The following is a 24827-nucleotide window of genomic DNA, read 5'->3' on the forward strand; positions in this document are numbered from 1 at the left end:
ACAGATGACACTATCAAAAAGAATTTCTGAATTAACACCATCGCCGACTTTGGCTATGAATAAAAAAGCAAAAGAAATGCAAGCTGAAGGCATTGATATTATTAATCTTGGTGTTGGAGAGCCTGATTTTCAAACGCCAGACGAAATTGCCGAAGGCGCTATTCAAGCGATTCAAGCACAAAAAACAAGTTTCTATACAGCCACAAGCGGTATAACAGAGCTAAAATCTGCCATCGTATCAACTGTTAAAACCAGATATAATGCAACGATTTCACCACGGAATGTGACGGTTACTACAGGTGGTAAGTTATCATTATATGCGTTAATGCAGACATTACTAGATCCAGGAGATAGTGTTGTAACGGCTGCACCTTATTGGGTAAGTTATCAAGAACAAGTGAAATTAGCAGGGGGGCTTTTAGAAGCAATCCAACCCGCTAACCCTGCCTTGAAATTAACAGTAGCAGATTTAGATGCATTAACACATCCTGTAAAAGTGATTATCATTAATACGCCGACTAATCCAACCGGGCAAGTCTATACACGCAATGAAATCATTGCCTTATTAGATTGGGCTAATCAACATGACACTTACATTATTTTAGATGAAATTTATGGTCAGTTAGTATACAATGATACAGTATTTGTTTCAGGACTACAGATTCAACCAGTCGATGATAGTCGCATGATTATTGTGGATGGGGTGTCTAAAGCCTATGCAATGACAGGCTGGCGTATTGGGTGGACGATTGCTGATGCTAAAATTATTACAGCTATGAACAAGTTGCTCGATCATTTAACATCGAATCCAACGGCAGTAGCACAGTATGCAGCATTGGCAGCCCTTCGTTCTAATCCAGATAATATCGAAAAAATGCGTTTGGCTTTTGAACAGCGCTTAAACAAAACTTACACTGCACTCAACGCGGTTAAAGGATTGTCTGTTGCATTAAAACCACAAGGTGCTTTTTATTTATTCCCTAAAGTAGACAAAAATGTTATGGTTAATGTTGGTGTTAACAGCACTGAAGAGCTATCTTTGAAGCTACTTAATGAAGCACATGTTGCTTTGCCTGCTGGTGAAGGTTTTGGCATGCCAGGATACTTAAGAATCAGTTATGCTAAGAGTCAGGATACTTTAGATCAAGCGATTTCACGTTTGGCAACGTTCTTTAACCAATATTAAAATATTAATGATAGAAAGTTCAAATAATTCAATGTTACAAGAAATTCCTACGATTCAGATTACAGATGTTAAACATTACGTTAACCAAACTGTCCGCATTGGCGTATGGTTACGTCAAAAGCGTGGTAGCGGTAAAATTGCCTTTTTGCAACTACGCGATGGTACAGCCTTTTTCCAAGGTGTTGTGGTTAAAAGTGATGTCTCAGAAGAAACTTTTGAGATAGCCAAGAGTCTTAAGCAAGAAACCAGCATGTATGTTACTGGCGAAATTCATGAAGATACACGGTCTGATTTTGGTTACGAAATGGCAATTTCTGGTATTGAGATTGTTGGTGAAAGCCATGATTATCCGATAACACCTAAGGAGCATGGTGTTGATTTTTTGATGGATCATCGACATTTGTACTTACGTCATTTAAAGCCTTTCGCAACTTTGAAAATTCGTAACGAATTAATTCGTGCAACATATGAATTTTTCAATAAAGAGGGATTTACAAAATTAGATTCACCCATTTTAACAGGTTCTGCACCTGAAGGTACAACAGAACTATTCGAGACAGATTATTTCGGTGAATCTGCTTATCTTTCTCAAACGGGACAGTTATATGCCGAAGCAGGGGCAATGGCTTTTGGTAAGGTGTTTACATTTGGGCCGACATTCCGTGCTGAAAAATCTAAGACACGTCGTCATTTGACGGAATTTTGGATGATTGAGCCTGAGATGGCTTTTACAACCCAAGAGGAAAGTCTGGAAGTTCAGGAACGTTATATTTCATATTTAATTGAATCTGTTTTGAAAAATAATGAGCAAGAACTTGATATTTTAGGGCGTGATAAGGAGGTTCTGCGTTCATACACACAATTACCATATCCACGTTTGAGTTATGATGATGCGATTCAGTTATTGCAAGATAATGGCTTTGATGTAGAATGGGGTGTTGATTTTGGTTCGCCAGAAGAAACATTCTTGGCAGAACACTTCTCAAAGCCAGTGTTTATCGTTAATTTCCCTAAAGAGATCAAAGCATTTTATATGAAGCGCCACCCAACGCGTGACGATGTTGTGATTAGTGCTGATTTGCTTGCCCCTGAAGGGTATGGTGAAATTATCGGCGGATCAGAACGTGATACTGATTATGAGTATCTTAAGACACGTATTGAAGAGCAGGGTCTGGATTTAGCAGAATATCAATGGTATTTAGACTTACGTCAATATGGTACGGTACCACATTCAGGATTTGGCTTAGGGCTAGAGAGAATGATTACTTTTGTAACTGGTGAAGAACATATTCGTGAGGCCATTCCATTTCCACGTATGATTTCACGTATTCGACCTTAATTAGTGCATAAAATTTAAAATACGTCTGGGCACTGAGGTAGCGCTCGGACGTATTTTTTGAAAGGATGCGACGAATATGGAACAGCGTTTTGAACAATATATTAATGCTGGACATACCAGTATCAGTAATGATTTATTACTGCACTATCATGATATTGGCCTAGATAATGATGATTTTGCGTTATACTTACAAATACAACGCATCCAAATACAAGGCAACTTGGCTAATCCTAATGTTTTAGCGCAAGTACTACATACTACTGAAAATGTAGTGTTATCAAGGCTTAAGAGTTTAGTGAAACGCGGGTTTGTTAAGATTAAAGGGACATCACGACAAACCGAAACATATGATTTTTCACCGCTATACGATAAGCTGATTAACGGCGAAAGTCATCATGCTGCTACACCTTTATCTGATGGTAAACAAACACGTCGTGAAATATTACAAGTACTAGAGGTTGAATTTGGGCGACCACTATCACCAATGGAAATGGAAACGGTGGGCCATTGGTTTAGTTTAGATAAATTCAATCCAGAAATGGTAAAGTTAGCAATACAAGAAGCGATTGCCAATAATGTTAGGAATCTGCGCTATATCGAAACAATTCTAGTTAATTGGCAGAAAAAGAATATTAATACGCCACAAGCGGCCCAGGCGACTAAGGAAAAAAGACGAGGGATTGCTTATACTGATGGTATGCACGAATCTATTTCGTATGATGTGCAAATTCCATTGACAAAATTGGATGAAGAGCTCTAATGTAATATAATTTGAATGGGCTGTGTTGTAATATCGAGCTGAAATCCAAAAATACTGTCTTCGTTTGGGTATAATAAACGTGCATGACCTGATATTTGACGACTTCGTGTGGTCAATTGGGATAGGGTTATTGGTCTGTTGCCCGTGATTAAAATAATATCTAATTTATTAGGTGCAAATGCCAGTTGACTGATTGGCTTAATTTGATTATCATGACTGCGTAAATATAATTGTGCAGTTGGTGTCACATATTGTACTAAACTTTCAAAATCAATCATCTTCATAGTAACGTTCATTTTAACATGATTAAAGAGGAAATAATGACAAAAACTTATCAAATAATGGCCACAGCAGCTGCTGGTATTGAATCACTTGTTGGCAAAGAACTTGATCAATTGGGTTACAATCATCAGGTTGAGAATTATCGTGTTCGATTCCAAGGGACGCAGCGTGATATTTTAAATACCAATGTCTGGTTACGGACTGCAGATAGAATTAAAATTATTGTCGGTGAATTTGAGGCAACAACGTTCGATAGTTTATTTGAACAAGTTAAAGCACTGCCTTGGGAAGAGTATTTGAATTACGATTCGCAATTTCCAGTAGCTGGTCGTTCTAGAAAATCAACATTATTTAGTGTGCCAGATGTTCAAGCTATCACTAAAAAGGCCATTGTTGAGCGCCTAAAGCAAGCCTATCATGTCCGAACACGTCTACCAGAAACAGGATTTTTTGCACAACTTGAAGTTCAAATTGAAAAGGATCATGTTTTATTAACTTTGGATACAACCGGCGAAAGTCTATTCAAACGTGGTTATCGTGTCAATAAAGGGGGTGCGCCTCTGAAAGAAAACTTTGCTGCAGCACTTGTAATGTTAACGAATTGGCATCCAGATCGGCCATTTGTTGATCCCACGACTGGATCAGGAACGATACCGATTGAAGCGGCCTTAATCGGTCGAAATCTGGCACCAGGATTAACACGTCGTTTTGCAATTGAGGATATGGATTGGTTTGATGAAAAGTTATCCGACGAAGTGCGTGATGAGGCTGAAAGTAAAGCTGATTACGATAGAACATTGGATATTACAGGCTATGATATTGACGAAAATATGATTGCCATTGCCAATGAAAACGCAAAACATGCTGGGTTATCACAAGATATTACGTTTAAGCAATTAGCTGCCAAAGATTGGCAAACGGACCAATTAAATGGCGTACTTGTATCTAATCCACCGTACGGTGAACGTTTGGGTGAATTAGAAGCTGCCAGAGAGCTTTATGCGCAGATGGGCAAAGTCTATAAGCAGATGCCCAGTTGGAGTAAATATATTTTGACGAGTGATTTAGATTTTGAAAAATCATTTGGTCAAAAGGCAACGAAGAAAAGAAAGCTATACAACGGTGCTTTACGTGTTGACTATTTCCAATTTTGGGGTAAACGTGAAAGATAAATACGCAATGAAAAACAAGTCATATTTATGACTTGTTTTTTTGATGGAGCATTTGCAATGCTAAATGATGGGCACCGAGATTTTCCTTTTCACTTATCCATTCAATAGATACAAATTTAACTTGATTTAATATCAACCAAATATCATCAACATATGCTTGGTAATGTTTAGCATATTGTTTGTTAAGCGAATCAGCGACAATTTTTGAGTCAACGTATATCGTTAACATGGCGTCTTGCAATGATAATTGTTGTAAGATCCATAACAATGCAGTAAATTCGGCTGCATGGTTATCTGGTAACGGGCCCAAGGTAGTTTTGAATTGTTGCTGTTGTTTGTTGACGATGACAATGGCACCAGCGGTGCTGACACCAGAATGTTGCTGACGCGCAGCATCACAATATAAACGAATCATATTCACTATTTCCTTTAGGTTAAGTTTAACGTATATGTTAAATAATTACTGAATCAGTTTAGGTCATTCAGTAAATTCAGCACTAAACATGATAAAATAAGTTGGAGAGGTTTTAAAATGATTCCAAAACGTGGTTATTTCCAACCAATTGATGTGGTTGGACAAATTGGCTGGCTTTGGTGGGGCATTCTCATTGCCTTATCTGGTGCAATGTGGATTGAAGTCAACTTTAAGTTTAATTTATTATTGATTATTTTTACTATTGTTTCTATAGCAGTTGGTTTATTATTGATACTTCGTCGTCGGATATACATTGCTGGCGGAGAGGTCTTTTTGGGTCGCATATTTTTGACAGAATATGAACAATTCTCTTTAACAACTTTAAAAAATGTTCAATTGAAAGGACAAAAGCTGTCTTTTGAACGAGCAGGTCGGCAACGTAAGTATTGGGTGAGCCGTAATATTGCGGATTCAATTAGACAGTCTTTACCAAAATAGGGCAAAATAAATGCATGATATCATAATAGAACAGCAACAAGGGCGTATAGACGCGGTACTCGCAAAAGAAAATTTAGGATATTCTCGGTCTAAAATAACGGATTGGCTCAATAATGGACAAATTTTGGTCAATCAAAAAAAAGTGAAGCAATCTTACAAAGTTAATAAAGGTGACATTATTGTCATTACACCACCAAAGGTCCAAGCGACAACAATTGAACCTGAAGCAATACCTTTGAACATTGTCTACGAAGATGACGATCTTTTAGTGGTTAATAAGCCGCAAGGAATGGTCGTACACCCATCAGCAGGTCATAGTTCGGGCACATTGGTGAACGCGTTACTTCATCATGCACCGCTTTCGACTATCAATGGGGAATTTAGACCAGGCATTGTACATCGTATTGATCGCGATACAAGTGGTCTGTTAATGGTTGCAAAAAATGATACAGCGCATCAAGCGCTGTCAGCCCAACTGAAAGCACATAAAAACCAACGAATTTATTACGCATTAGTTCGCGGTGAATTTAAGGAAAATAGTGGTACAGTAAACGCACCGATAGCACGGCATAAAATTGACCGTAAAAAGCAGGCGATTGTGTCAGACGGCAAGCCAGCTGTTACACATTTTGAAGTGGTACAGCGCTATGTCGGTTATACATTGCTGAAAGTACGTCTTGAAACGGGGCGTACACATCAAATTCGTGTTCATATGACATATATTGGGCATCCTATTGTTGGTGATCCAGTGTATGGTAATGCGCCGAAAATGCCTAATGTTACGTTGCATGGACAGTTATTACATGCCAAAACATTATCTTTGATGCAACCAACAACACAAGCAGAATTGACATTTGACAGCCCATTGCCAGTATATTTTCAGCAGGCTTTAGATACATTAACACCATTGTATGAGTAATTGAGAGTTAAGGAGAAGAAATGAGTAAAAAAGAAGTTCTAGATAATGCTTCACTCCAACGTGCACTAACACGTATTACATATGAAATTATTGAAAGAAACAAAGGCGGCCAGGATTTAGTATTAGTCGGTATTAAAACACGTGGCGAATATCTAGCACATCGCATTGGTAATCGCTTGGCACAATTGGAAGATATTTCTATTCCAATTATGGCGATTGATGTAACCAATTTCCGTGATGATGTAACGAATCATGATAGCGATAATTTAGGTTTGAATTCAGAAGATAAAATGAACATTACTGATAAAAATATTGTACTGATTGATGATGTTTTGTTTACTGGACGGACAATTCGTGCGGCTTTGGATGCGTTAATTCATGTAGGACGTCCTAAAAGTATTTCGTTAGCTGTATTAGTTGATCGTGGCCATCGTGAATTACCAATTCGCGCTGATTTTGTCGGTAAAAACATTCCAACAGCACAGGCAGAACATATTAAAGTCTTTGTCAAAGAAATTGATGGTAAAGACGCAGTTGAAATCATCAATTAATATGATGATTTGATGTAGAGGAGTTACCAATGCAACGGCATCTTATTTTAGAGGATGGAACGGTTTTTGCGGGTGAAAGTTTTGGTGCACCTGCAACGACATTTGGCGAAATTGTGTTTCATACAGCTATGACTGGGTATCAAGAAATCATCACAGATCCCGTTTATGATAATCAAATTATTGTATTTGCAACACCGATAGTTGGTGCGGCCGGTATTCATGCTGGTGCTTACGAATCTATGAAACCGACTATTCGGGGGATGATTGTCCACGATTTAGCTGAAGTTTCTGTTAATCGACAACGACGTATGAATTTGGACCGATTTTTAAAGCAACATAATATTCCTGGACTATATCATGTTGATACACGTAAATTAATTCGTCATTTACGTGAAACGGGTTCACAAAAGGCTTCAATTGTTGATTTTGCTGATGATCATGCTAAAGATCAATTAGTTGCCACGGTTTTGACCAATAAGCAAGTTGCTAATACTGCAACAGTTAAACCATATGCTAATCCAGGTAGAGGTCGACATATTGTTGTGATTGACTTCGGGTTAAAGCATGGCATACTACGCATGTTGGATGATTATGATGCAAATGTATCGGTTATGCCATATACAACAACAGTTGAAGAAGTATTAACCTTGGACCCTGATGGTATTGTATTATCCACTGGACCTGGTGATCCACGAGTGTTACCGGATAGTGTATTAACCTTGATTCGTGTTTTACAAACAAAAGCACCCATGCTTGGTATTGGTCTTGGACATGAGCTTTTTGCGTTGGCTAATGATGCAGAACTATTACCATTATCATCTGAACATCATGGTATGAATCATCCCATAGAAGAAATCGTTTCCAGACAGATGATGTATGCAATGCAAGGACAAGGTTATGCAGTTGATCCTGAGTCTATTGATCGCAACAAATTATTTGTAACACACCGTGATTTAGTTGATGGTGCCATTCAAGGATTACGTCATCGTGATTATCCTGCCTTTAGTGTTCAGTTTTTCCCAGATGGTGCGCCAGGACCGTTGGATGCGACAACAATATTTGCAGACTTTTTTGATACAGTAGAGGATTATGTCGAACACGTTCAGTCATAAAAAAATAAAAAAAGTGTTGTTTATTGGTTCTGGGCCTAATGATTTTGGCCGTGAATCAGAACATGATGCTGCTATTTTTCAAGTGATGCCAGAGTTGAATCAGTTTGGGTTAGAAGCCTATTTAATTGATGAAAATCCGTATTCACTTTCTTTGGAGAGCTTAGCAGCACAAGTTTTTTGGCAACCATTAACGACCAAAAATATAAAAAATATTATTCATCAAGAAGATATTGACACTGTTATTCCACTTTTTGGTGGCGATCGAGCCTTGCGTATTTGGACTCAGGTCGTGCAAGATTGGCAAAAGGGCGATGGTCCTTTGCCACAAACTTTGGGATTGAGCATTGAAATGATGCTAAAGACTGTCAACGTTGCGGCAATGACCGATTATTTAGCAGAAGCTGGCTTACCAGTTATTACGAATCACGTTGTTCATGCTCGAGATGAAGCTAATGACTTATTGCGTCAAGTGCGATTACCATTAATGATTCGCGCCTTGCATCCTATTGTTCAAAATACGAGACGTATTGTTGAACGAGTTGATGATTTTGATGAAATTTTTAACCAAGTTAAAACACAGTCGTTAACACAGGAAGTAGTCTTTTCTCGTGCTATTAATGGCTTAAAAGAAGTAAGCTTACAAGTTATGCGGGATAGACGTGGCAATAAGTTACGTGTTGGCGCAAGTGAAGATATGGATCCCATTGGTATTCATACAATTGACTCACTCAGCATTTCACCCGTATTAACATTGCAAGATCAAGTACTCCAAAAATTGAGAAAATATGCTTTTGACATCGCTGATTTGTTACAACTTGAGGGCACAATGCATGTGCAGTTTGCTGTTGATGACGATTCTGGCGAGATATTCATTATCAAGGTATCGCCTTATATCGATCAAATGGCGATGCGTACAACTTTGGCGACTGGCTATCCGACTATATTAGTTGCGATTAATCTTGCGATTGGTGTGCCATTGGATGAAATTAGGTTGCCCCATTATTTTCATACTAAAACTGCCATCATGGAACCGATGATGGATCATGTTGTGGTTAAATTACCAGTTTTTCCTTTTGGTGAACTGGCAGAATCAGGTGTTCAGGTTAACCGTCAGTTAAGTAGTATTCAAAAATCTGTTGGTACAGTATTAGGTTTTGGTCGTACCTTTATTGAAGCGTTAGAAAAAGCAATCCGTTCAGCACATTTCAATAACGCGAGTTTCTCACCCACTTTTATGCAGGGGATTAGTGATGATGAATTAATTCAGCAATTAATTCATCCACAAGATAATCGCGTCTTATTGCTAATTGAGGCCATTAAGCGGGGCTACGAGGTTGATGAATTAGCCGAATTAACGCATATTGATGAATTTTATTTTTATCAGTTACAGCGCTTATTACGTTTAGAAGAAAGCGTTGAGGCTGCTGTTGATAATATTGGTGCACTCAAAAACGCTAAAGAACACGGCTTATCTGATGGCCTTATTGCGCGATTCTGGCATACGAGTTTTGAAATCATTCGTACCTTAGCACAAGAAAATCAAATTGATGTGACTTATAAAGCTGTTGAGCCATCTGCTGGAGAATTTCCTGAACATGCACATCAGTATTATGCGACTTACGAAGAAGAAAACGAATCTACCCAAGTTGCGACAGATTCCATTCTAGTTATTGGTAATGGTGCTTTTAGAATGGGAGATTCTGCTGCGAGTGGCTATCTCATGACTACGGTGCTATCAGAATTGAGAAGATTGCAATATCATACGGTTATTATGAATAATAATCCGCATGATGCGACATTGATGCCACATTTGGCGGATAAGCAATACTTAGAACCGCTAGAAATTTCAGACATTATGAAAGTCGTAGAAGTTGAACAACCAAAAGCCATTATTGTGTCTGGTAATCGCCGAAAATTAATTCAAGCATTACGTGATTTGGAACAAAACGTGTTAATTATGCCCAAACAAAAGCACGTGCCTAGTGGTCCTACAACAGAACAGTCTGAGTTTGCTTTGAATTTCTTCTTTGATGGTCATGATATTTATCCGCTTAATATCACACAACATACAGTGGGTAAGTTGCGTATTTTAAAGCAAAAAATTACAGCACCAATTGGTATTGATCCTGAACAATGTCCGTCACCAGGAGTCTATCAAATTATATGGTATATCAACGATACTAAACCAATGGTGTCTGTCAACACGCAACCCATTGACCATGACACATGGTTACGACCAATGCCATTTGGCCAAGTTGCTTTTTTGAATAAGGCCATGCAAGTGCAATGGATTCGTCTAACAGTTCGGGCAATGTTAAATCGTTTGACAGAAGAAGATTATCAATTGTTATCCGAGTTAAATACAAAATGTCAAACGCAAACGCAAATTAAGATGATTGATGCGCATGTTGACTATAGCTTACACTTGCAGTCGCAAAATGATATTGATAGTACACGCTTTGAGATGGGAGTAAGTATTACTGATGAGTAAGTCAAAATATGACACACAAAAGTTTTTTGGTATTGTTGTCAAACAGGATGCATCTGGACAATATTTACCAGATGCTAATGCCAAAGTTAATGTATGGCGTACTGGTAAACATACGAAAGGTACTTTTTCCAAAATTGGTCAGGTCTTTCTCACCGAAAATAATCGTTTTGTAGCTGTGTTGCACACTGCTGATTTACCGTTTAATCAGCGTCACGATTTTGTACCATTACAACGTTGGACTCATGAAGTTGTTGCTGAAAAGTATTTAATGCATTTTTTATCTGAATTTCAATAAAGCATGTGCTACAATTAAATGCATATAAACTAACACTATTAACTATACTGTGGCCATCAGAGAATGGGCGGTGCTGAAAGCTCATCAAGCAAAGTAGTGAACTCGGTTAGTCAATCTGATAGTGAACGACTCAGTAGTTATCACGTGCAATCGCGTTAAGATTAAGATAAGGCGTTAGATGTATTGTTACATCTAGAACGTAAACGTAGGTGGTACCACGATTTTAATCGTCCTATGGTATACTTTTTTAGTATGCTATAGGGCGTTTTTTAATATTTTAAAATTTTTAAGGGGAATAATTATGGCCTATAATCACCAAGAAGTCGAAACCAAATGGCAAAAATTTTGGGACGACAATCATACTTTTGAAGTAACTGAAGATACAAATAAACCTAAATATTATGCAATGGATATGTTTCCTTATCCATCAGGACAGGGATTACACGTTGGACATCCTGAAGGATATACAGCGACTGATATTATGAGCCGTTATAAGCGAGCACAAGGTTTTAATGTGTTGCATCCAATGGGATGGGATGCTTTTGGCTTGCCGGCTGAACAATATGCGATTAAAACAGGAAATAATCCAGCCGAATTCACGAATCAAAATATTGAAGTATTCAAAAAACAAGTGAAATCTCTAGGATTTTCTATTGATTGGTCACGCGAAATTAATACCACTGATCCAGAATTTTATAAATGGTCACAATGGATATTTGAGAAGCTATACGAAAAGGGATTAGCTTACGAAGATGAAATGATGGTCAATTGGGCGCCGGATTTCCCGGGTGGCGGTATCGTCGTTGCCAATGAAGAAGTTATTAATGGTAAGACTGAACGTGGCGGGTATGATGTTTATCGGGTACCAATGAAACAGTGGGTACTTAAAATTACAGCCTATGCCGAGCGTTTGTTATCTGATTTAGACGATTTAGATTGGCCAGAAGCAATCAAAGAACAACAACGCAATTGGATTGGAAAGTCAACAGGAGCGTCGGTATTTTTTGATGTTGCTGGATCTAAAGATAAGCAAGTTGAAGTCTATACAACACGTCCAGATACATTGTTTGGCGCAGCTTATATGGTATTAGCACCAGAACATGATCTTGTTGATCAAATTACAACACCTGAACAACAAGCAGCGGTTAAGGCTTATAAAGAGCAAATTGCAACCAAGTCTGATTTAGAACGAACAGATTTAAATAAGGATAAAACAGGTGCATTCACAGGTGCATATGGTGTTAATCCGATTAATGGTGAACAATTGCCAATTTGGATTGCGGATTATGTTTTGTCGAGTTATGGGACAGGTGCAATTATGGCTGTTCCTGCACATGATGAACGTGATTATGATTTTGCTAAGAAGTTTGATTTGCCGATTCGCCCAGTTATTGAAGGTGGCGATGTCACACAAGCTGCTTATACAGGGGATGGACTACACATTAATTCTGATTTCTTGAATGGTAAAAATAAAGCAGATGCCATTGCTGAAACCATCACTTGGTTAGAAGAACATGAAAAGGGACATGAACAAGTTAACTATCGTCTTCGTGATTGGATTTTCTCACGCCAACGTTATTGGGGTGAGCCGATTCCTGTGATTCATTGGGAAGATGGTACGAAATCACTTGTTCCTGAAAATGAGCTACCATTGCGCTTGCCACATTTGACCCAAGATCAATTGAAGCCAACTGGTAACGGTGAATCACCATTAGCTAATGCCACAGAATGGTTAAAAGTGACTCGTGAAGATGGTATGAAAGGTCGTCGTGAAACGAATACTATGCCACAATGGGCAGGATCTTCTTGGTATTTCTTGCGTTATGTTGATCCGCATAACAATGAAGCATTGGCTTCTAAAGATAAACTAGATTATTGGATGAATGTTGACTTGTACGTAGGTGGTGCGGAGCATGCCGTTTTGCACTTGCTTTATGCGCGATTCTGGCATAAATTCTTATATGATTTGGGTGTGGTACCAACTAAGGAACCATTCCAAAAGTTGGTGAACCAAGGCATGATTTTGGGTGAAAACCATGAAAAAATGTCTAAATCTAAGGGCAATGTGGTAAATCCTGACGACATCGTGTCGACTTATGGTGCCGATACATTGCGCGTGTATGAAATGTTCATGGGACCATTGACGCAGAGTAAGCCGTGGTCTGAGGAAGGTATTAGTGGCTCACGCCGTTGGTTAGATCGTGTTTGGCGTTTACTTATTGATGATGAAGATCGTTTGCGAGATCATGTGACAACAGTGAATACCGGTGAGTTGGATAAAATCTACCATCAAACTGTTAAGAAAGTAACCGATGATTTGGAGAACATGCGCTTCAACACAGCGATTAGCCAGCTAATGGTGTTTGTTAATGAAGCCTATAAAGCCGAGGCGTTGCCTGTTCAATATATGAACGGCTTTATCCAATTATTAGCACCAATTGCACCACACATTGCGCAAGAGTTGTGGTCTAAATTGGATAATTCTGATGATTTGAGTTATGCTGCATGGCCAAAGTACGATGCATCACAATTAGTGGAAGATACTGCCGAAATTGTTTTCCAAGTGAATGGTAAGGTAAGAGGTCGAATGACTGTGCCACTAGATGCTGATCGTGAACAACTCATTGCGTTAGCAGAAGCAGACGAAAATGTTCAAAAAAGTATTGAAGGTTTATCGGTTCGAAAAATTATTGCTATTCCTGGTAAAATAGTTAATATTGTGGCGAACTAATGAACAGCCAACCACCAAGTATTCATTTGGTGGGTACATATTGAGGTACAGAGGAGTATTAAGATGACGAAGCAAGATCAGCTTGATGATCAACATAAACGTTCACACAATGGCGGCCGTGTTGATGAGACTGAGATTAATGGACAATCGCTCACAGCAGAAGAAATACTGGCGCGAGCAAAGATTCAGCTTCAAAAGCGGCAAGATGATCAACATCAAGAGCCATCGCGTATGCGTAAAAATGCGAATCGTTCACGACGTACAAAGCGTCGTTTATTACCCGAAAGAAGTATAGAAACAAAGCACCAGTCATCTTCAGATGATAATCATCAAGATGATGAACGAGCCACTACTCATACAACGCAACAGCGGATGATTGAAGCGCCAATTGAACCATCAACAACCGAAACAAGCCAAGCAACGTTGGTTAAAGGTTCTGCGTGGTTATCATTAGGAAATATCCTTTCTCGGGTGTTAGGCGCAGTTTATATCGTGCCATGGATGGCTCTTCTAGGTGTCTATGCCAATCAAGCTAATGCTTTATTTTCACAAGGATATAATATCTATGCTATTTTCTTAGCAATTGCGACTATGGGTATTCCAGCAGCAATATCTAAGTTAGTTGCTGAGTATAATGCGCGTCAGGCAGTGTACCAGTCACGTCAGTTAATGAGGCAATCCATTCTCTTGGGCATTGTATTGGGATTGGTATTTGGCAGTATCATTTATGTTGCAGCACCACAATTGTCGCAGTGGTCCATTAAAAATGATAGTTTAGTTCCTGTATTACATTCATTGGCACCAACAGTAGCCTTATTCCCGGTAATGTCAATGATTCGTGGCATGTTCCAAGGCTACCAACTCATGCACGTTTCAGCATTATCACAGGTGATTGAACAAATTGCACGTGTTATCTATATGATTGCAATGGCAGTCATCATATTGAACATAGATCCACAAAATTGGCGTGGTGTTGTTGTACAATCTACATTTGCTGCGTTTATTGGTGCAGTATTTAGCTTTACTGTTTTTGCTTGGGGATGGTTAAAATATCGCCATGTGATGTTACCAACGCCTCAAAATGATGATGCTGTTATTGAAACAGAATCAACGCGCCAAATTATTTTTAATATATTAGCTGAATCATGGCCGTTTATTATTATTGGTTCTGCAATCACATTATTTCAATTAGTTGATCAATTTAGTTATGTTCGTATTATGAGTCATTTCTTTACCGATTCACAAGCTGAATTATCAACAAAATTTGCTTTATTTAGTGCTAATCCTAATAAAATCATTATGATTATTGTCCCGTTTGCAACAAGTATCGCCTCAACAGCGTTACCTATGTTATCCGGTAATCGTGCAGTATTGTCTTTAAATGATATCCAAGGTCAATTAAAACAGGTGCTTAAGCTATTTGTTTTAGTTATGTTGCCCAGTGCTTTAGGGATGTTTGCAATTGCTGCACCACTATACAAAATGTTTTATCCGATTGATAGTACTAATCAAGAAGGTATTTATTTATTACAGTACTCTAGCATTATGGCGATTGCCTTTAGTTTGTTTATGCTTTTGTCGTTTGTTCTACAAGCCTTGTCAGAAGTTAATATTGTCATTAAATCATTTGCCGTTGGTCTTGTTGTCAAAATAATGTTGCAGATTCCTTTGGTTCGTTATTTTGAAGGAATGGGCGCACTAATGGCAAGTGTGGTTGGTATGGTTATTGCGATACTATATATGTTAGATTTTCTAAAGCGTGCTTATGGCGTGTCATTATATAGTATTAGCCAAGATATATGGTATATGTTCCTTGCAAATATCGTCATGATGATCGTAGCAGGTGGGTCAGCATTCATATTAGGCCATTTACTACTAAGCAATACGCGGTTATTTAATACACTAAATGCCTTAATCAGTGCAGCACTAGGTGGTGTCGTGCTCTTATTCTTCTACTTCAAGCAAGGACTTGGAGATGAGGTATTAGGCAGTAAGATGCGCTACGTTCCTAATTTCTTCAAAGCGAAAAAATAAAAAGACAATTCAAAAAACTGAATTGTCTTTTTTGTTTCAATATTTGATCATTCTAAATTAAAATCATTAATATAATTTTAATACAATACAAATGAAGCACAATTTGTTATCATATAAGTCATAAGGAATGTTAGTTAAGAGAGAAACAGTATGCTAAAGAATCGTAAATTATTGCTGACAGCATTGGTCTTCTTAGGTAGTTCGCTGATACAGGTATTAGCCATGAATGCCTTCTTAGTACCGAATAATGTATTTTCTGGTGGTTTTAATGGTGTTGCACAATTGCTATCGTTATTTGGTCAACAAGCTTTTCATGTGAGCCTGCCGACAGGTATTTTTATTTTACTTTTCAATATCCCAGTAGGTATTATTGGGTGGAAACTTATTGGTGGTAAATTTACTGCCTTAAGTTTTGCCAATGCTATCTTTGTTTCCTTGTTATTGATTTTTGTGCCGATTGATCCCTTAACAACTGACCCTTTATTATCAGCCCTGTTTGGTGATTTACTGATTGGTGTTTCGATTGGTTTAGCAATGCGCTATGGATTTTCAACTGGCGGTATGGACATTGTAGCAATGGTAGTACAGAAGCGTACTGGTAAATCAATCGGTGCATTAATGAATGTCATTAACTTTGCCATTGTTTTGATTGCCGGGTCGTTTATTGGTTGGCAAAATGCGCTTTTTACTTTAATTGGTATTTATGCAACTGGTCGGGCGATTGATGCATTGTACACTGGTTACCAGAAGCTTACTGCTTTGATTGTTACAACCAAAGGCGAAGCTGTCGCTGAAGCGTTGCATAAGGACTTGATTCGCGGGATTACGATTTTACCGTCTAAAGGTGCATATACCAAACGCGAATCAGAAACTTTGATGATGGTAATATCACGTTATGAGCTATTTGAAATGCAAGAAATTGTGCATCAAACAGATCCTAAAGCTTTTGTTAATTTGGTCAATACTGTGAATGTTTCGGGTGAATTCTTAGATGCGGATCGTCAGCTACAAATGAAACGGGCTGCTGCAGTACCAAAAGTAGATACGGTTGAGACTCAGATTGAAGCAGAAGAACAGCTAAAATCACAACTTGAAGAAGTTGATAAACAGCAACATTAGTCGGTATAATAATATAAAAAAGAGGACACGAATATGCCAATTGTACAAGTCGAATTACTAGAAGGTCGCACACACGAACAGCTTGCTAAAATGGTTAAAGATATCACAGATGTCATTGTTGCGGATGCTGGTGCTAGCCGCGAGGCCGTCCATGTTATCTTGCGAGAGATGCCTAAAGATCATTATGCTGTTGGTGGTGTATTAAAAAGCGATCAGAAATAATGAAGTAAGCGATAAAACAAAACTGGAAAATCATTTCCAGTTTTTTGTTAAAGGAGATTAGCAGATGTCAGAACAAATTACAGAACAAGATATAAATCAAGAGAACCATTTGTTGATTGGTGGCGCTGATGCCACACAATTAGCTCAGCAATTTGGTACACCATTGGTGGCGTATGATGTCTCTAAAATCCGCTCCCAAATTAAAGCTTTTAAACGTGTTTTTGAGGAAAAACAGGTACCATATGCGGTGAGTTATGCCTCCAAAGCATTTTCGGCTATTGGTATGTACGAAGTTGTTGCCCAAGAAGGTGGCCATACTGATGTTGTTTCTGGTGGTGAACTATATACAGCTTTACAGGCAAATTTTCCAGTAGAAGATATTAGTTTTAACGGTAATAATAAGTCTTATGATGAGCTAGTCATGGCGATTGATGCTGGTATTGGTGCGATTATTGTGGACAATTTTCACGAAATTGATCTCATTGAACAGATCTTGAGCACGAGGTCAACAAGCGTTAATGTTTTGCTACGTATCACACCTGGCATTTCAGCACATACACATGAATTTATTTCAACGGGGCAAGAAGATTCTAAATTTGGTTTTGATTTAAAATCTGGTCAAGCACGTGTAGCGTTTGAACGTGTGATGAAAAATTCTAAAATTAATATGCGTGGGGTTCATGCACATATTGGTTCACAAATTTTTGATGTCCATGGTTTTGTGGCTGCTGCTGAAAAATTAGTGGATATTGTTGCAGACTGGCGTGAATCTTTTGGCTATGAAGTTGAAGTGATTAACGTTGGTGGTGGTTTTGGTATTCGCTATACTAAGGATGATACGCCAATTCCAGCAGAGTCATTTGTAGCGGCAATCATTGATGCGGTTAAGGCTAAAACAGAAGCATTAAATATGAAGATGCCAGAAATATGGATTGAACCAGGTCGCTCTGTTGTTGGGCCGGCAGGTTATTCATTATATACAATTGGTTCTCGTAAAGACATTCCTGGCATTAACGCTTACTTAGCTGTAGATGGTGGCATGGGAGATAATATTCGCCCAGCTTTGTATCAAGCTGAATATGAAGCGCTTTTAGCTTCAAATGTTAATGCTAAGAGTGAGGAAGTTGTGCGTATTGCTGGAAAATATTGCGAATCAGGTGATATCCTAGTTTGGCAACAAGCATTACCTCAAACAAAACCAGGAGATGTTATAGCTATTCTAGCTACAGGTGCTTATGGTTATGCGATGGCTTCTAATTACAACCGTAATCCAAAGCCCGCTGTAGTGTTTGTTGAAGATGGTCAGGCGAAGTTGGTTATTGCGCGTGAAAGTTATGATGATTTAGTGCACTTAGACCGACATTATGTTTAAAAATATACTCTAATTTTATGAGATAATTTCTAATGTATATGAGCTATTTTAATGGTTGATTTTTCTAATAAAACCGTGTAAAGTATTGTCAACAACTAAAAATGATTTGCAGATATATCGCTGGATAATGGCCAGCAGTCTCTACCGCACACCTATGTCGTGACTATCCGCAAGTGCCAATTTTTTAATTTGCATTTGTGGATCTGTGCATCCCAAATGCTTTTTTGTTGTCATAAAACTGGCGGATCAGTTAATTGCTAACTAAAAGGCTGAGTTTCATATATATCAACTATTCCGGAGGAAATGATCACAATGGCTTCAAATACTTTTTCACCTAACGGTAAGTTCACACAATTGGGTTTAACATTTGATGATGTTTTGTTGCAACCAGCAGCATCACACGTACTACCTAACAATGTTGATTTATCAGTTGACTTAACCCCAACACTTCATTTGAATATTCCAGTTCTATCAGCTGCAATGGATACTGTTACAGAATCTCGTTTGGCAACAAGATTAGCATTAAATGGTGGCATGGGTGTCATCCACAAGAATCTACTTATTGCCCAACAAGCAGAAGAAGTAGCTAAGGTAAAAGCAGAAACATTTGACAGTTCTAAATTTCCGCTTGCGGCAACTGATGCTGATGGTAAGTTAATTGTTGCTGGAGCCGTTGGTGTAACATCCGACACTTTGGATCGTGTTAAAGCACTTGCTGAAGCTGGCGCAAATGCAATTGTTTTGGATTCAGCGCACGGTCATTCAGAAGGTGTATTGCGTAAGGTATCTGAAGTTCGTGAAGCGTTCCCAACATTGAATATTATTGCTGGTAACATTGCAACAACTTCTGGTGCACAGGCATTGTATGATGCTGGTGCAGATGTTGTTAAAGTGGGTATTGGACCTGGTTCTATTTGTACAACACGTGTTGTTGCAGGTGTAGGTGTCCCACAAGTAACCGCAATTGTAGATGCTGCTGTTGCAGCCGCTAAAAATAATAAGAAGATTATTGCCGATGGTGGTATGAAGTATTCGGGTGACCTTGTTAAAGCACTTGCTGCCGGTGGTAATGCCGTTATGCTTGGGTCAATGCTAGCTGGAACACTTGAAACACCAGGTGAATTATTAACTGATGAAGTGACTGGTGCACAATATAAAGAATATCGTGGCATGGGTTCTATCGCTGCTATGGAAAATGGTTCAAAAGATCGTTATTTCCAAGGCGAAGTTAATGAAGCTAACAAGATGGTTCCTGAAGGTATCGAAGCACGAACAACTTACAAAGGTCAATTAGACGATGTATTGTTGCAAATTCTTGGTGGTATTCGAGCTGGTATGGGTTATACTGGCGCTGCTAATATTCAAGAATTAATTGATAATGGACAATTTGTTCAAATTACGGGTGCTGGATTACTTGAAAGTCATCCTCATGATGTACAAAATATCAAAGCTGCACCGAACTATAATCATTAATTTTCGAGCACTAACTTATTAATATCATACACATGAAAGTGAGAATTACATGAGCGAACAAGCGCATGATAAAGTCCTTGTTTTGGACTATGGTTCACAATATAATCAACTCATCACACGTCGTATTCGTGAATTTGGTGTCTTTTCAGAATTAAAAAGCCGGAACATGACAATTGATGAAATTAAAGCTTATCAACCTAAGGCTATTATTTTATCTGGTGGTCCTAAATCAGTTTATGAAGAAGGCGCTTTTGGTATCGACCCTGAAGTAGTTAATTTGGGTATTCCCGTACTTGGTGTTTGTTATGGTATGCAACTTATGGCCAATACATTACCAGGTGGTGAAGTAAAATCTGTTGATGGCCAGGGTGAATTTGGTCAAACGACACTTGTATTATCAAAAGATGCTGGTCAGCTATTTGCTGATACACCAGCTGAGCAAACAGTACTTATGAGCCATGGTGATTCAGTCACTCAAGTTCCAGAAGGCTTCGTTGTTGCTGCTGGGTCAAAGACAACACCAATTGCTTCAATCGCTAACGATGATAAGAAGTTATATGGTGTTCAGTTCCATGCTGAGACAACATTAAGTAAACATGGTAAAGATATCCTTCGTAACTTTGTTTTCAATATTGCTGGCGCACAGGCCAACTGGAAGATGGAAAGTTTCATTGAGGAACAAATCCAAATCATTCGTGAAGAAGTTGGCGATAAGAAAGTATTGCTTGGCTTATCTGGCGGTGTTGATTCTTCCGTTGTCGGTGTCTTGTTACAACGTGCGATTGGTGATCAATTGACTTCTATATTTGTCGACCATGGTTTGCTTCGTAAAAATGAAGCTGATGCTGTGATGGAAAGTTTGGGTGGAAAGTTTGGCCTAAACATTATTAAAGTTGATGCACAAGAACGTTTCTTAACAAAACTATCAGGTGTTACTGATCCAGAGAAAAAGCGCAAAATTATTGGTAATGAATTTATTCAAGTTTTCAATGATGAAGCGCAAAAGCTTGATGGCATTGATTATCTTGCGCAAGGAACGCTGTATACTGATGTGATTGAATCAGGTACGGACACAGCACAGACAATTAAGTCACATCATAATGTTGGTGGTTTGCCTGAAGATATGCATTTCAAGCTAATTGAACCATTGAATAAGTTATTCAAAGATGAAGTGCGTGAATTGGGCGAAGCGTTGGGTATGCCACATGAATTAGTATGGCGTCAACCGTTCCCTGGACCCGGATTGGGTATTCGTATTCTTGGTGATATTACAGAAGACAAGTTAGAAATTGTCCGCGAATCAGATGCTATTTTACGTGAAGAAATTGCGAATGCTGGTCTAGAAGGGGATGTTTGGCAATACTTTACAGTTTTGACAGGCGTTCGTTCTGTTGGTGTTATGGGTGATTACCGTACGTATGATTACACCATTGCAATTCGTGCTATTACATCAGTTGATGGTATGACAGCTGACTTTGCTCGCTTACCATGGGAGCTTTTGCAGAAGATTTCTGCACGTATCGTCAATGAAGTGGGTCATATTAATCGCGTTGTCTATGACATTACCGCTAAGCCGCCTGCGACAGTGGAATGGGAATAACAGATCATTCTAAAACCTATAAAAATCCAGTTCAAGTAGAGCTGGATTTTTCAATTGTATCTATATCGCATTGTATAATCATATTTTTTATATTCGTTCATCAATCATGAGATAATAGCCTTAGTGAAACGAAACAAGCAAAAGCATTGATTAACATGGAGGTATATAGACATGACAAAAATGATATTTGTGAACTTGCCTGTTACAGATTTAAAGCGATCGATTCAATTTTATGAAGCGCTAGGTTTTAAACAAAATAAAGAATTTTCTGATGATAGTGGCGCAGGTATGGTTTGGGATGAAAATATTTGGGTCATGTTATTGACCCGTGATTTTTATCAGAAGTTTTTGAAAGATCAGACAACAGCAGATACGCATGAAACAAGCGGTTCAATGACAGCATTTAGCTTGCCAAGTGTTGAGGATGTTAAAAAATTTGCGCAAACTGCTGAAGCAAATGGTGGTGAATCTTATCATATAGATATTGGTATGCCAGAAGATCAAATGTACGAATTAGATGTGAAGGATCCGGATGGCAATGTTTTGTCAGCAGTCTGGATGGCAATGTAAGTCATATATGTTAAGTAATATAAAGTCTCTGTTTAGTAGCAGAGGCTTTTTTGCTTGTTTTATATAAAATAAGTTTATTTTCCAAAAAAATCTAAAATGTTTTTTAAGCGTATCTAAACTTCGTGATAAAATACATGTGGTGCAAAGGACGGGAGGTACAAATGCACAAAACAATTATTTCGAAATGGCACATTATCTGTTTGGTGATGATGAACTTTTTAACGGCATTCATTACTAGACGTAAAATGATAATGGATTTTGTGAGTTGGCATGAACCGATGACAATTTATCTGATTATGACAGGTATTAGCGTAGTAGGGATATTGTTGGTTTTGTTGTTCAAATCATATCGGCAGTTATGGTTGATACAATTATGTTTTATTACTATTGTATTCTTTGTCGGATTTTATGTCGGTGTGTCATCATTCCACGAGGTCAGTAGCACATATCTCACCTTGATGAGTGCTATCGGTCTGACGATTTCTTTAGGTACATGTTGGCATGCTTTTAGACAAGAAGCTTCATTTTAAATTGACGTACTGACGTTGAATTTAGAATAAAATAAAAAGCGAGAATGACAAAAGCTATTCTGGTTTTTTATTTTTGCCTAAATTTTGCTGTTGGCAATTGTATATCAAGGGCGTCTTTATAATTGTCTTGTGCATATCTTGTAATCGCGTTAGAATGCTAGTCTTAAGCAGTTTACTGTGCTAAAATTAAAAGGAAAAACAAATGCAAAAGAGGTTTGAACTTTTTGACTGCACAAATTCAAGTGACTTATCATTTCAAGAATAGTGAACAGCAAAGTGGGCTAGCGGGTGCTAACGATAGCTTCCTTCGTCTTCTTGAAGAAGGGTTAGATGTACGCCTTCATGCACGTGGTGATCAATTAACAATATCTGGTGATGAAGATGCGGCACAATTAACTTTACAAATTATCGAAGCGTTAGCGAGCCTTATTCAACATCAAATTACACTTTCAGCTACAGATGTTGTGAGTGCTATTACCATGGGAAAGCGTGGTACACTAGAGTATTTCGGTGATTTATATTCAGAAACATTGATTCGTGATAACAAAGGCCGAGCGGTACGTGTGAAGAATTTTGGACAACGGCAGTATGTCCAATCCATTCGTAAAAGTGATGTGACTTTTGGTATTGGACCTGCTGGGACCGGAAAAACTTTCCTGGCAGTTGCAATGGCTATTTCCGCACTTAAACGTGGTGAAGTAGAGCGAATTATTATTACACGTCCAGCTGTTGAGGCGGGAGAATCATTAGGATTCTTACCTGGTGATTTAAAAGAGAAGGTAGATCCATACTTACGTCCTATTTACGATGCTATGAACACCTTAATTGGTGCTGAGCAAACGCAGCGATTAATGGATCGCGAAGTGATTGAAATCGCGCCGTTGGCTTATATGCGTGGCCGTACATTGGACGATGCATTTATCATTTTGGATGAAGCGCAGAATACAACGAATCAGCAGATGAAGATGTTCTTAACACGATTAGGTTTTAGTTCAAAGATGGTGGTTAATGGAGATATTTCACAAATTGACTTACCAAAAGGCGCAAAATCTGGTCTCATTAGTGCGCAACGCATATTAAAAGATATTAATCGTATTTCATTTATTAATTTCACAAGTGCAGACGTTGTGCGTCATCCTGTTGTTGGTTTGATTGTGAATGCTTATGAAGCAGCTGATCAACGTATTAAAGATTTGAAAAAGGAGCAAACTGATAATGGATCTCGCAATTATTGATCAAACTAAAGATGGTGTTAGTCCATATCATCAAGATTTAGTCCGTTCGGTTTTAAACTACGCAGGACATTATCTGAAGTTGCCGGAAGACACAGAAATGTCAGTAACATTCATGAATAATGATGCAATTCATGAATATAATAAACAATATCGTGGTGTTGACAAGCCAACAGATGTCATTAGTTTTGCTATTGAGGAAGATGGCGATGACTTACCAGTGTTACCTGATGAAGAAATGGCAGAAACATTAGCTAAAAATATTGGGGACATACTAGTATCGATTGATATTGTTGATACTCAAGCTGACTATCTAGGCCATAGTTTTGAAAGAGAACTCGGTTTTCTAGTGGTCCATGGTTTCTTACATTTAAATGGTTATGACCATATGGATGAAGGCCCACAGGAAAAAGAAATGTTTGAATTACAGCGAAAGATTTTAGATGATTATGGCCTCGAAAGATAAATACAAATTAGAAAATGCGCCGAAAGACTATAATAAGAAAATAGAACGTAATAGCAATTTTTTCCGTGCTTTGAAAAATTCATTACGTGGAATATGGATGATATTGGTTCGCGAGCGTAATATGCGTATCCATATTGTGCTAGGATTTTGTATTCTATTAGCAGGTTTATATTATGATTTGGCACGTTCTGACTGGTTGTGGGTAGCTGTTGCTGTATTTACTGTTATTTCCAGTGAATTTTTAAATACAATTATTGAAGCACTCGTAGATTTGGTTGTTAACAAAACTTATCATCCACTTGCAGGTCTTGCGAAGGATGTGGCATCCGGTGGTGTATTAGTCGCAGCTATTTTTGAATTTATTATTTTAGCTATTATCTTTCAACCCTATATATGGCGACAATTCGGTATTGTTACCAATTTCTTCCATCATTAATAGACGTTGTGAGCAATTGAAA

24 protein-coding genes and 1 riboswitch are annotated in these 24827 nt (G+C 38.2%); of the genes, 22 read left to right on the forward strand and 2 right to left on the reverse strand.

Annotated elements, in window-relative coordinates; all coding sequences use genetic code 11:
• Positions 1-4: 4 nt before the first annotated feature.
• The 3 genes from C5L23_RS05785 to C5L23_RS05795 all read left to right on the forward strand — a co-directional run bounded on the left by C5L23_RS05785 (position 5) and on the right by C5L23_RS05795 (position 3285).
• Positions 5-1186, forward strand: coding sequence for a pyridoxal phosphate-dependent aminotransferase (locus tag C5L23_RS05785; RefSeq protein ID WP_010007617.1), 1182 nt, complete (start codon positions 5-7; stop codon positions 1184-1186).
• 31 nt (positions 1187-1217) lie between these two features.
• Entirely contained in the window at positions 1218-2525 is a 1308-nt protein-coding gene (gene asnS, locus C5L23_RS05790; protein ID WP_010007615.1) for an asparagine--tRNA ligase, read from the forward strand.
• 76 nt (positions 2526-2601) lie between these two features.
• Positions 2602-3285, forward strand: coding sequence for a DnaD domain-containing protein (locus tag C5L23_RS05795; protein WP_010007614.1), 684 nt, complete (start codon positions 2602-2604; stop codon positions 3283-3285).
• Here C5L23_RS05795 and C5L23_RS05800 read toward each other — a convergent pair.
• Positions 3282-3569 carry a hypothetical protein gene (locus tag C5L23_RS05800; protein WP_010007613.1) on the reverse strand — a complete coding sequence of 96 codons (288 nt, stop codon included), beginning with the start codon at positions 3567-3569 and terminating at the stop codon, positions 3282-3284. The two genes, C5L23_RS05795 and C5L23_RS05800, sit on opposite strands and share 4 nt — an antisense overlap.
• 36 nt (positions 3570-3605) lie before the next feature.
• Here C5L23_RS05800 and C5L23_RS05805 point away from each other — a divergent pair, with 36 nt between their 5' ends.
• On the forward strand, positions 3606-4739 hold the full coding sequence (locus C5L23_RS05805; RefSeq protein WP_010007610.1) for a THUMP domain-containing class I SAM-dependent RNA methyltransferase: 1134 nt from the start codon (positions 3606-3608) through the stop codon (positions 4737-4739).
• A gap of 25 nt (positions 4740-4764) precedes the next feature.
• Here the strand turns inward: C5L23_RS05805 and C5L23_RS05810 are convergent, their stop codons facing one another.
• Positions 4765-5154, reverse strand: coding sequence for a ribonuclease HI family protein (locus tag C5L23_RS05810; protein ID WP_010007608.1), 390 nt, complete (start codon positions 5152-5154; stop codon positions 4765-4767).
• A 117-nt stretch (positions 5155-5271) separates the two neighbouring features.
• On the opposite strand from C5L23_RS05810, the gene C5L23_RS05815 reads away from it, so the two are divergent.
• The 18 genes from C5L23_RS05815 (at position 5272) to C5L23_RS05900 (ending at position 24805) form a co-directional block, all read left to right on the forward strand.
• Positions 5272-5652, forward strand: coding sequence for an EbsA family protein (locus tag C5L23_RS05815; protein WP_010007607.1), 381 nt, complete (start codon positions 5272-5274; stop codon positions 5650-5652).
• Between the two features lie 10 nt (positions 5653-5662).
• Positions 5663-6571, forward strand: coding sequence for an RluA family pseudouridine synthase (locus tag C5L23_RS05820; protein ID WP_133264426.1), 909 nt, complete (start codon positions 5663-5665; stop codon positions 6569-6571).
• 20 nt (positions 6572-6591) lie between these two features.
• Positions 6592-7122 (forward strand): bifunctional pyr operon transcriptional regulator/uracil phosphoribosyltransferase PyrR, encoded by a 531-nt coding sequence (pyrR, locus tag C5L23_RS05825; RefSeq protein WP_010007602.1) that lies wholly within the window; start codon positions 6592-6594, stop codon positions 7120-7122.
• Between the two features lie 29 nt (positions 7123-7151).
• A complete protein-coding gene (locus C5L23_RS05830; RefSeq protein ID WP_010007601.1) occupies positions 7152-8234 on the forward strand; it encodes a carbamoyl phosphate synthase small subunit in 1083 nt (360 codons plus the stop codon).
• On the forward strand, positions 8212-10725 hold the full coding sequence (locus C5L23_RS05835; protein ID WP_133264427.1) for a carbamoyl phosphate synthase preATP-grasp domain-containing protein: 2514 nt from the start codon (positions 8212-8214) through the stop codon (positions 10723-10725). Before C5L23_RS05830 ends, C5L23_RS05835 begins: the two co-directional genes overlap by 23 nt.
• Positions 10718-11020, forward strand: a complete 303-nt coding sequence (locus C5L23_RS05840; RefSeq protein WP_010007599.1) for a DUF7671 family protein — start codon at positions 10718-10720, stop codon at positions 11018-11020. Before C5L23_RS05835 ends, C5L23_RS05840 begins: the two co-directional genes overlap by 8 nt.
• A gap of 301 nt (positions 11021-11321) precedes the next feature.
• A complete protein-coding gene (gene leuS, locus C5L23_RS05845; RefSeq protein ID WP_010007598.1) occupies positions 11322-13751 on the forward strand; it encodes a leucine--tRNA ligase in 2430 nt (809 codons plus the stop codon).
• A gap of 63 nt (positions 13752-13814) precedes the next feature.
• A complete protein-coding gene (locus C5L23_RS05850) occupies positions 13815-15785 on the forward strand; it encodes a putative polysaccharide biosynthesis protein (RefSeq protein WP_010007595.1) in 1971 nt (656 codons plus the stop codon).
• A gap of 150 nt (positions 15786-15935) precedes the next feature.
• Complete coding sequence (locus C5L23_RS05855) at positions 15936-16904, forward strand: YitT family protein (protein WP_010007594.1); 969 nt, start codon at positions 15936-15938, stop codon at positions 16902-16904.
• Between the two features lie 33 nt (positions 16905-16937).
• Positions 16938-17126, forward strand: coding sequence for a 2-hydroxymuconate tautomerase (locus tag C5L23_RS05860; RefSeq protein ID WP_010007593.1), 189 nt, complete (start codon positions 16938-16940; stop codon positions 17124-17126).
• A gap of 64 nt (positions 17127-17190) precedes the next feature.
• Complete coding sequence (gene lysA, locus C5L23_RS05865) at positions 17191-18498, forward strand: diaminopimelate decarboxylase (protein ID WP_010007592.1); 1308 nt, start codon at positions 17191-17193, stop codon at positions 18496-18498.
• 90 nt (positions 18499-18588) lie between these two features.
• Positions 18589-18684: riboswitch (purine riboswitch) on the forward strand.
• Between the two features lie 126 nt (positions 18685-18810).
• On the forward strand, positions 18811-19971 hold the full coding sequence (gene guaB / locus C5L23_RS05870) for an IMP dehydrogenase (RefSeq protein WP_010007591.1): 1161 nt from the start codon (positions 18811-18813) through the stop codon (positions 19969-19971).
• Between the two features lie 49 nt (positions 19972-20020).
• Positions 20021-21571: a glutamine-hydrolyzing GMP synthase gene (gene guaA, locus C5L23_RS05875; RefSeq protein ID WP_010007590.1), complete on the forward strand. Its 1551-nt coding sequence runs from the start codon at positions 20021-20023 to the stop codon at positions 21569-21571.
• 171 nt (positions 21572-21742) lie between these two features.
• The gene (locus tag C5L23_RS05880; protein ID WP_010007588.1) at positions 21743-22141 is read left to right on the forward strand and encodes a VOC family protein; all 399 of its coding nucleotides are present in this window, start codon (positions 21743-21745) and stop codon (positions 22139-22141) included.
• Positions 22142-22302: 161 nt separating this feature from the next.
• Entirely contained in the window at positions 22303-22671 is a 369-nt protein-coding gene (locus C5L23_RS05885; protein ID WP_010007587.1) for a hypothetical protein, read from the forward strand.
• A gap of 224 nt (positions 22672-22895) precedes the next feature.
• Positions 22896-23906, forward strand: coding sequence for a PhoH family protein (locus C5L23_RS05890; RefSeq protein ID WP_010007586.1), 1011 nt, complete (start codon positions 22896-22898; stop codon positions 23904-23906).
• The gene (gene ybeY / locus C5L23_RS05895; RefSeq protein ID WP_010007585.1) at positions 23887-24369 is read left to right on the forward strand and encodes an rRNA maturation RNase YbeY; all 483 of its coding nucleotides are present in this window, start codon (positions 23887-23889) and stop codon (positions 24367-24369) included. Before C5L23_RS05890 ends, ybeY begins: the two co-directional genes overlap by 20 nt.
• Positions 24353-24805 carry a diacylglycerol kinase family protein gene (locus C5L23_RS05900; protein WP_029508639.1) on the forward strand — a complete coding sequence of 151 codons (453 nt, stop codon included), beginning with the start codon at positions 24353-24355 and terminating at the stop codon, positions 24803-24805. Before ybeY ends, C5L23_RS05900 begins: the two co-directional genes overlap by 17 nt.
• Positions 24806-24827 lie beyond the last annotated feature (22 nt).

The sequence above is a fragment of the Leuconostoc fallax genome (genome assembly GCF_004354645.1).
Classification (GTDB): domain Bacteria; phylum Bacillota; class Bacilli; order Lactobacillales; family Lactobacillaceae; genus Leuconostoc_B; species Leuconostoc_B fallax.

Bases quoted from the DNA above. Each gene is read 5' to 3' on its own strand.
- lysA (WP_010007592.1), top strand. From the start codon at position 17,191: ATGTCAGAACAAATTACAGAACAAGATATAAATCAAGAGAACCATTTG.
- guaB (WP_010007591.1), top strand. From the start codon at position 18,811: ATGGCTTCAAATACTTTTTCACCTAACGGTAAGTTCACACAATTGGGT.
- C5L23_RS05900 (WP_029508639.1), top strand. From the start codon at position 24,353: ATGGCCTCGAAAGATAAATACAAATTAGAAAATGCGCCGAAAGACTAT.
- C5L23_RS05880 (WP_010007588.1), top strand. From the start codon at position 21,743: ATGACAAAAATGATATTTGTGAACTTGCCTGTTACAGATTTAAAGCGA.
- C5L23_RS05850 (WP_010007595.1), top strand. From the start codon at position 13,815: ATGACGAAGCAAGATCAGCTTGATGATCAACATAAACGTTCACACAAT.
- C5L23_RS05800 (WP_010007613.1), bottom strand. From the start codon at position 3,569: ATGAAGATGATTGATTTTGAAAGTTTAGTACAATATGTGACACCAACT.
- C5L23_RS05820 (WP_133264426.1), top strand. From the start codon at position 5,663: ATGCATGATATCATAATAGAACAGCAACAAGGGCGTATAGACGCGGTA.
- C5L23_RS05830 (WP_010007601.1), top strand. From the start codon at position 7,152: ATGCAACGGCATCTTATTTTAGAGGATGGAACGGTTTTTGCGGGTGAA.
- C5L23_RS05855 (WP_010007594.1), top strand. From the start codon at position 15,936: ATGCTAAAGAATCGTAAATTATTGCTGACAGCATTGGTCTTCTTAGGT.
- C5L23_RS05805 (WP_010007610.1), top strand. From the start codon at position 3,606: ATGACAAAAACTTATCAAATAATGGCCACAGCAGCTGCTGGTATTGAA.
- C5L23_RS05835 (WP_133264427.1), top strand. From the start codon at position 8,212: ATGTCGAACACGTTCAGTCATAAAAAAATAAAAAAAGTGTTGTTTATT.
- C5L23_RS05785 (WP_010007617.1), top strand. From the start codon at position 5: ATGACACTATCAAAAAGAATTTCTGAATTAACACCATCGCCGACTTTG.
- guaA (WP_010007590.1), top strand. From the start codon at position 20,021: ATGAGCGAACAAGCGCATGATAAAGTCCTTGTTTTGGACTATGGTTCA.
- C5L23_RS05795 (WP_010007614.1), top strand. From the start codon at position 2,602: ATGGAACAGCGTTTTGAACAATATATTAATGCTGGACATACCAGTATC.
- C5L23_RS05860 (WP_010007593.1), top strand. From the start codon at position 16,938: ATGCCAATTGTACAAGTCGAATTACTAGAAGGTCGCACACACGAACAG.
- C5L23_RS05885 (WP_010007587.1), top strand. From the start codon at position 22,303: ATGCACAAAACAATTATTTCGAAATGGCACATTATCTGTTTGGTGATG.
- asnS (WP_010007615.1), top strand. From the start codon at position 1,218: ATGTTACAAGAAATTCCTACGATTCAGATTACAGATGTTAAACATTAC.
- C5L23_RS05840 (WP_010007599.1), top strand. From the start codon at position 10,718: ATGAGTAAGTCAAAATATGACACACAAAAGTTTTTTGGTATTGTTGTC.
- leuS (WP_010007598.1), top strand. From the start codon at position 11,322: ATGGCCTATAATCACCAAGAAGTCGAAACCAAATGGCAAAAATTTTGG.
- pyrR (WP_010007602.1), top strand. From the start codon at position 6,592: ATGAGTAAAAAAGAAGTTCTAGATAATGCTTCACTCCAACGTGCACTA.
- C5L23_RS05810 (WP_010007608.1), bottom strand. From the start codon at position 5,154: ATGATTCGTTTATATTGTGATGCTGCGCGTCAGCAACATTCTGGTGTC.
- C5L23_RS05815 (WP_010007607.1), top strand. From the start codon at position 5,272: ATGATTCCAAAACGTGGTTATTTCCAACCAATTGATGTGGTTGGACAA.
- ybeY (WP_010007585.1), top strand. From the start codon at position 23,887: ATGGATCTCGCAATTATTGATCAAACTAAAGATGGTGTTAGTCCATAT.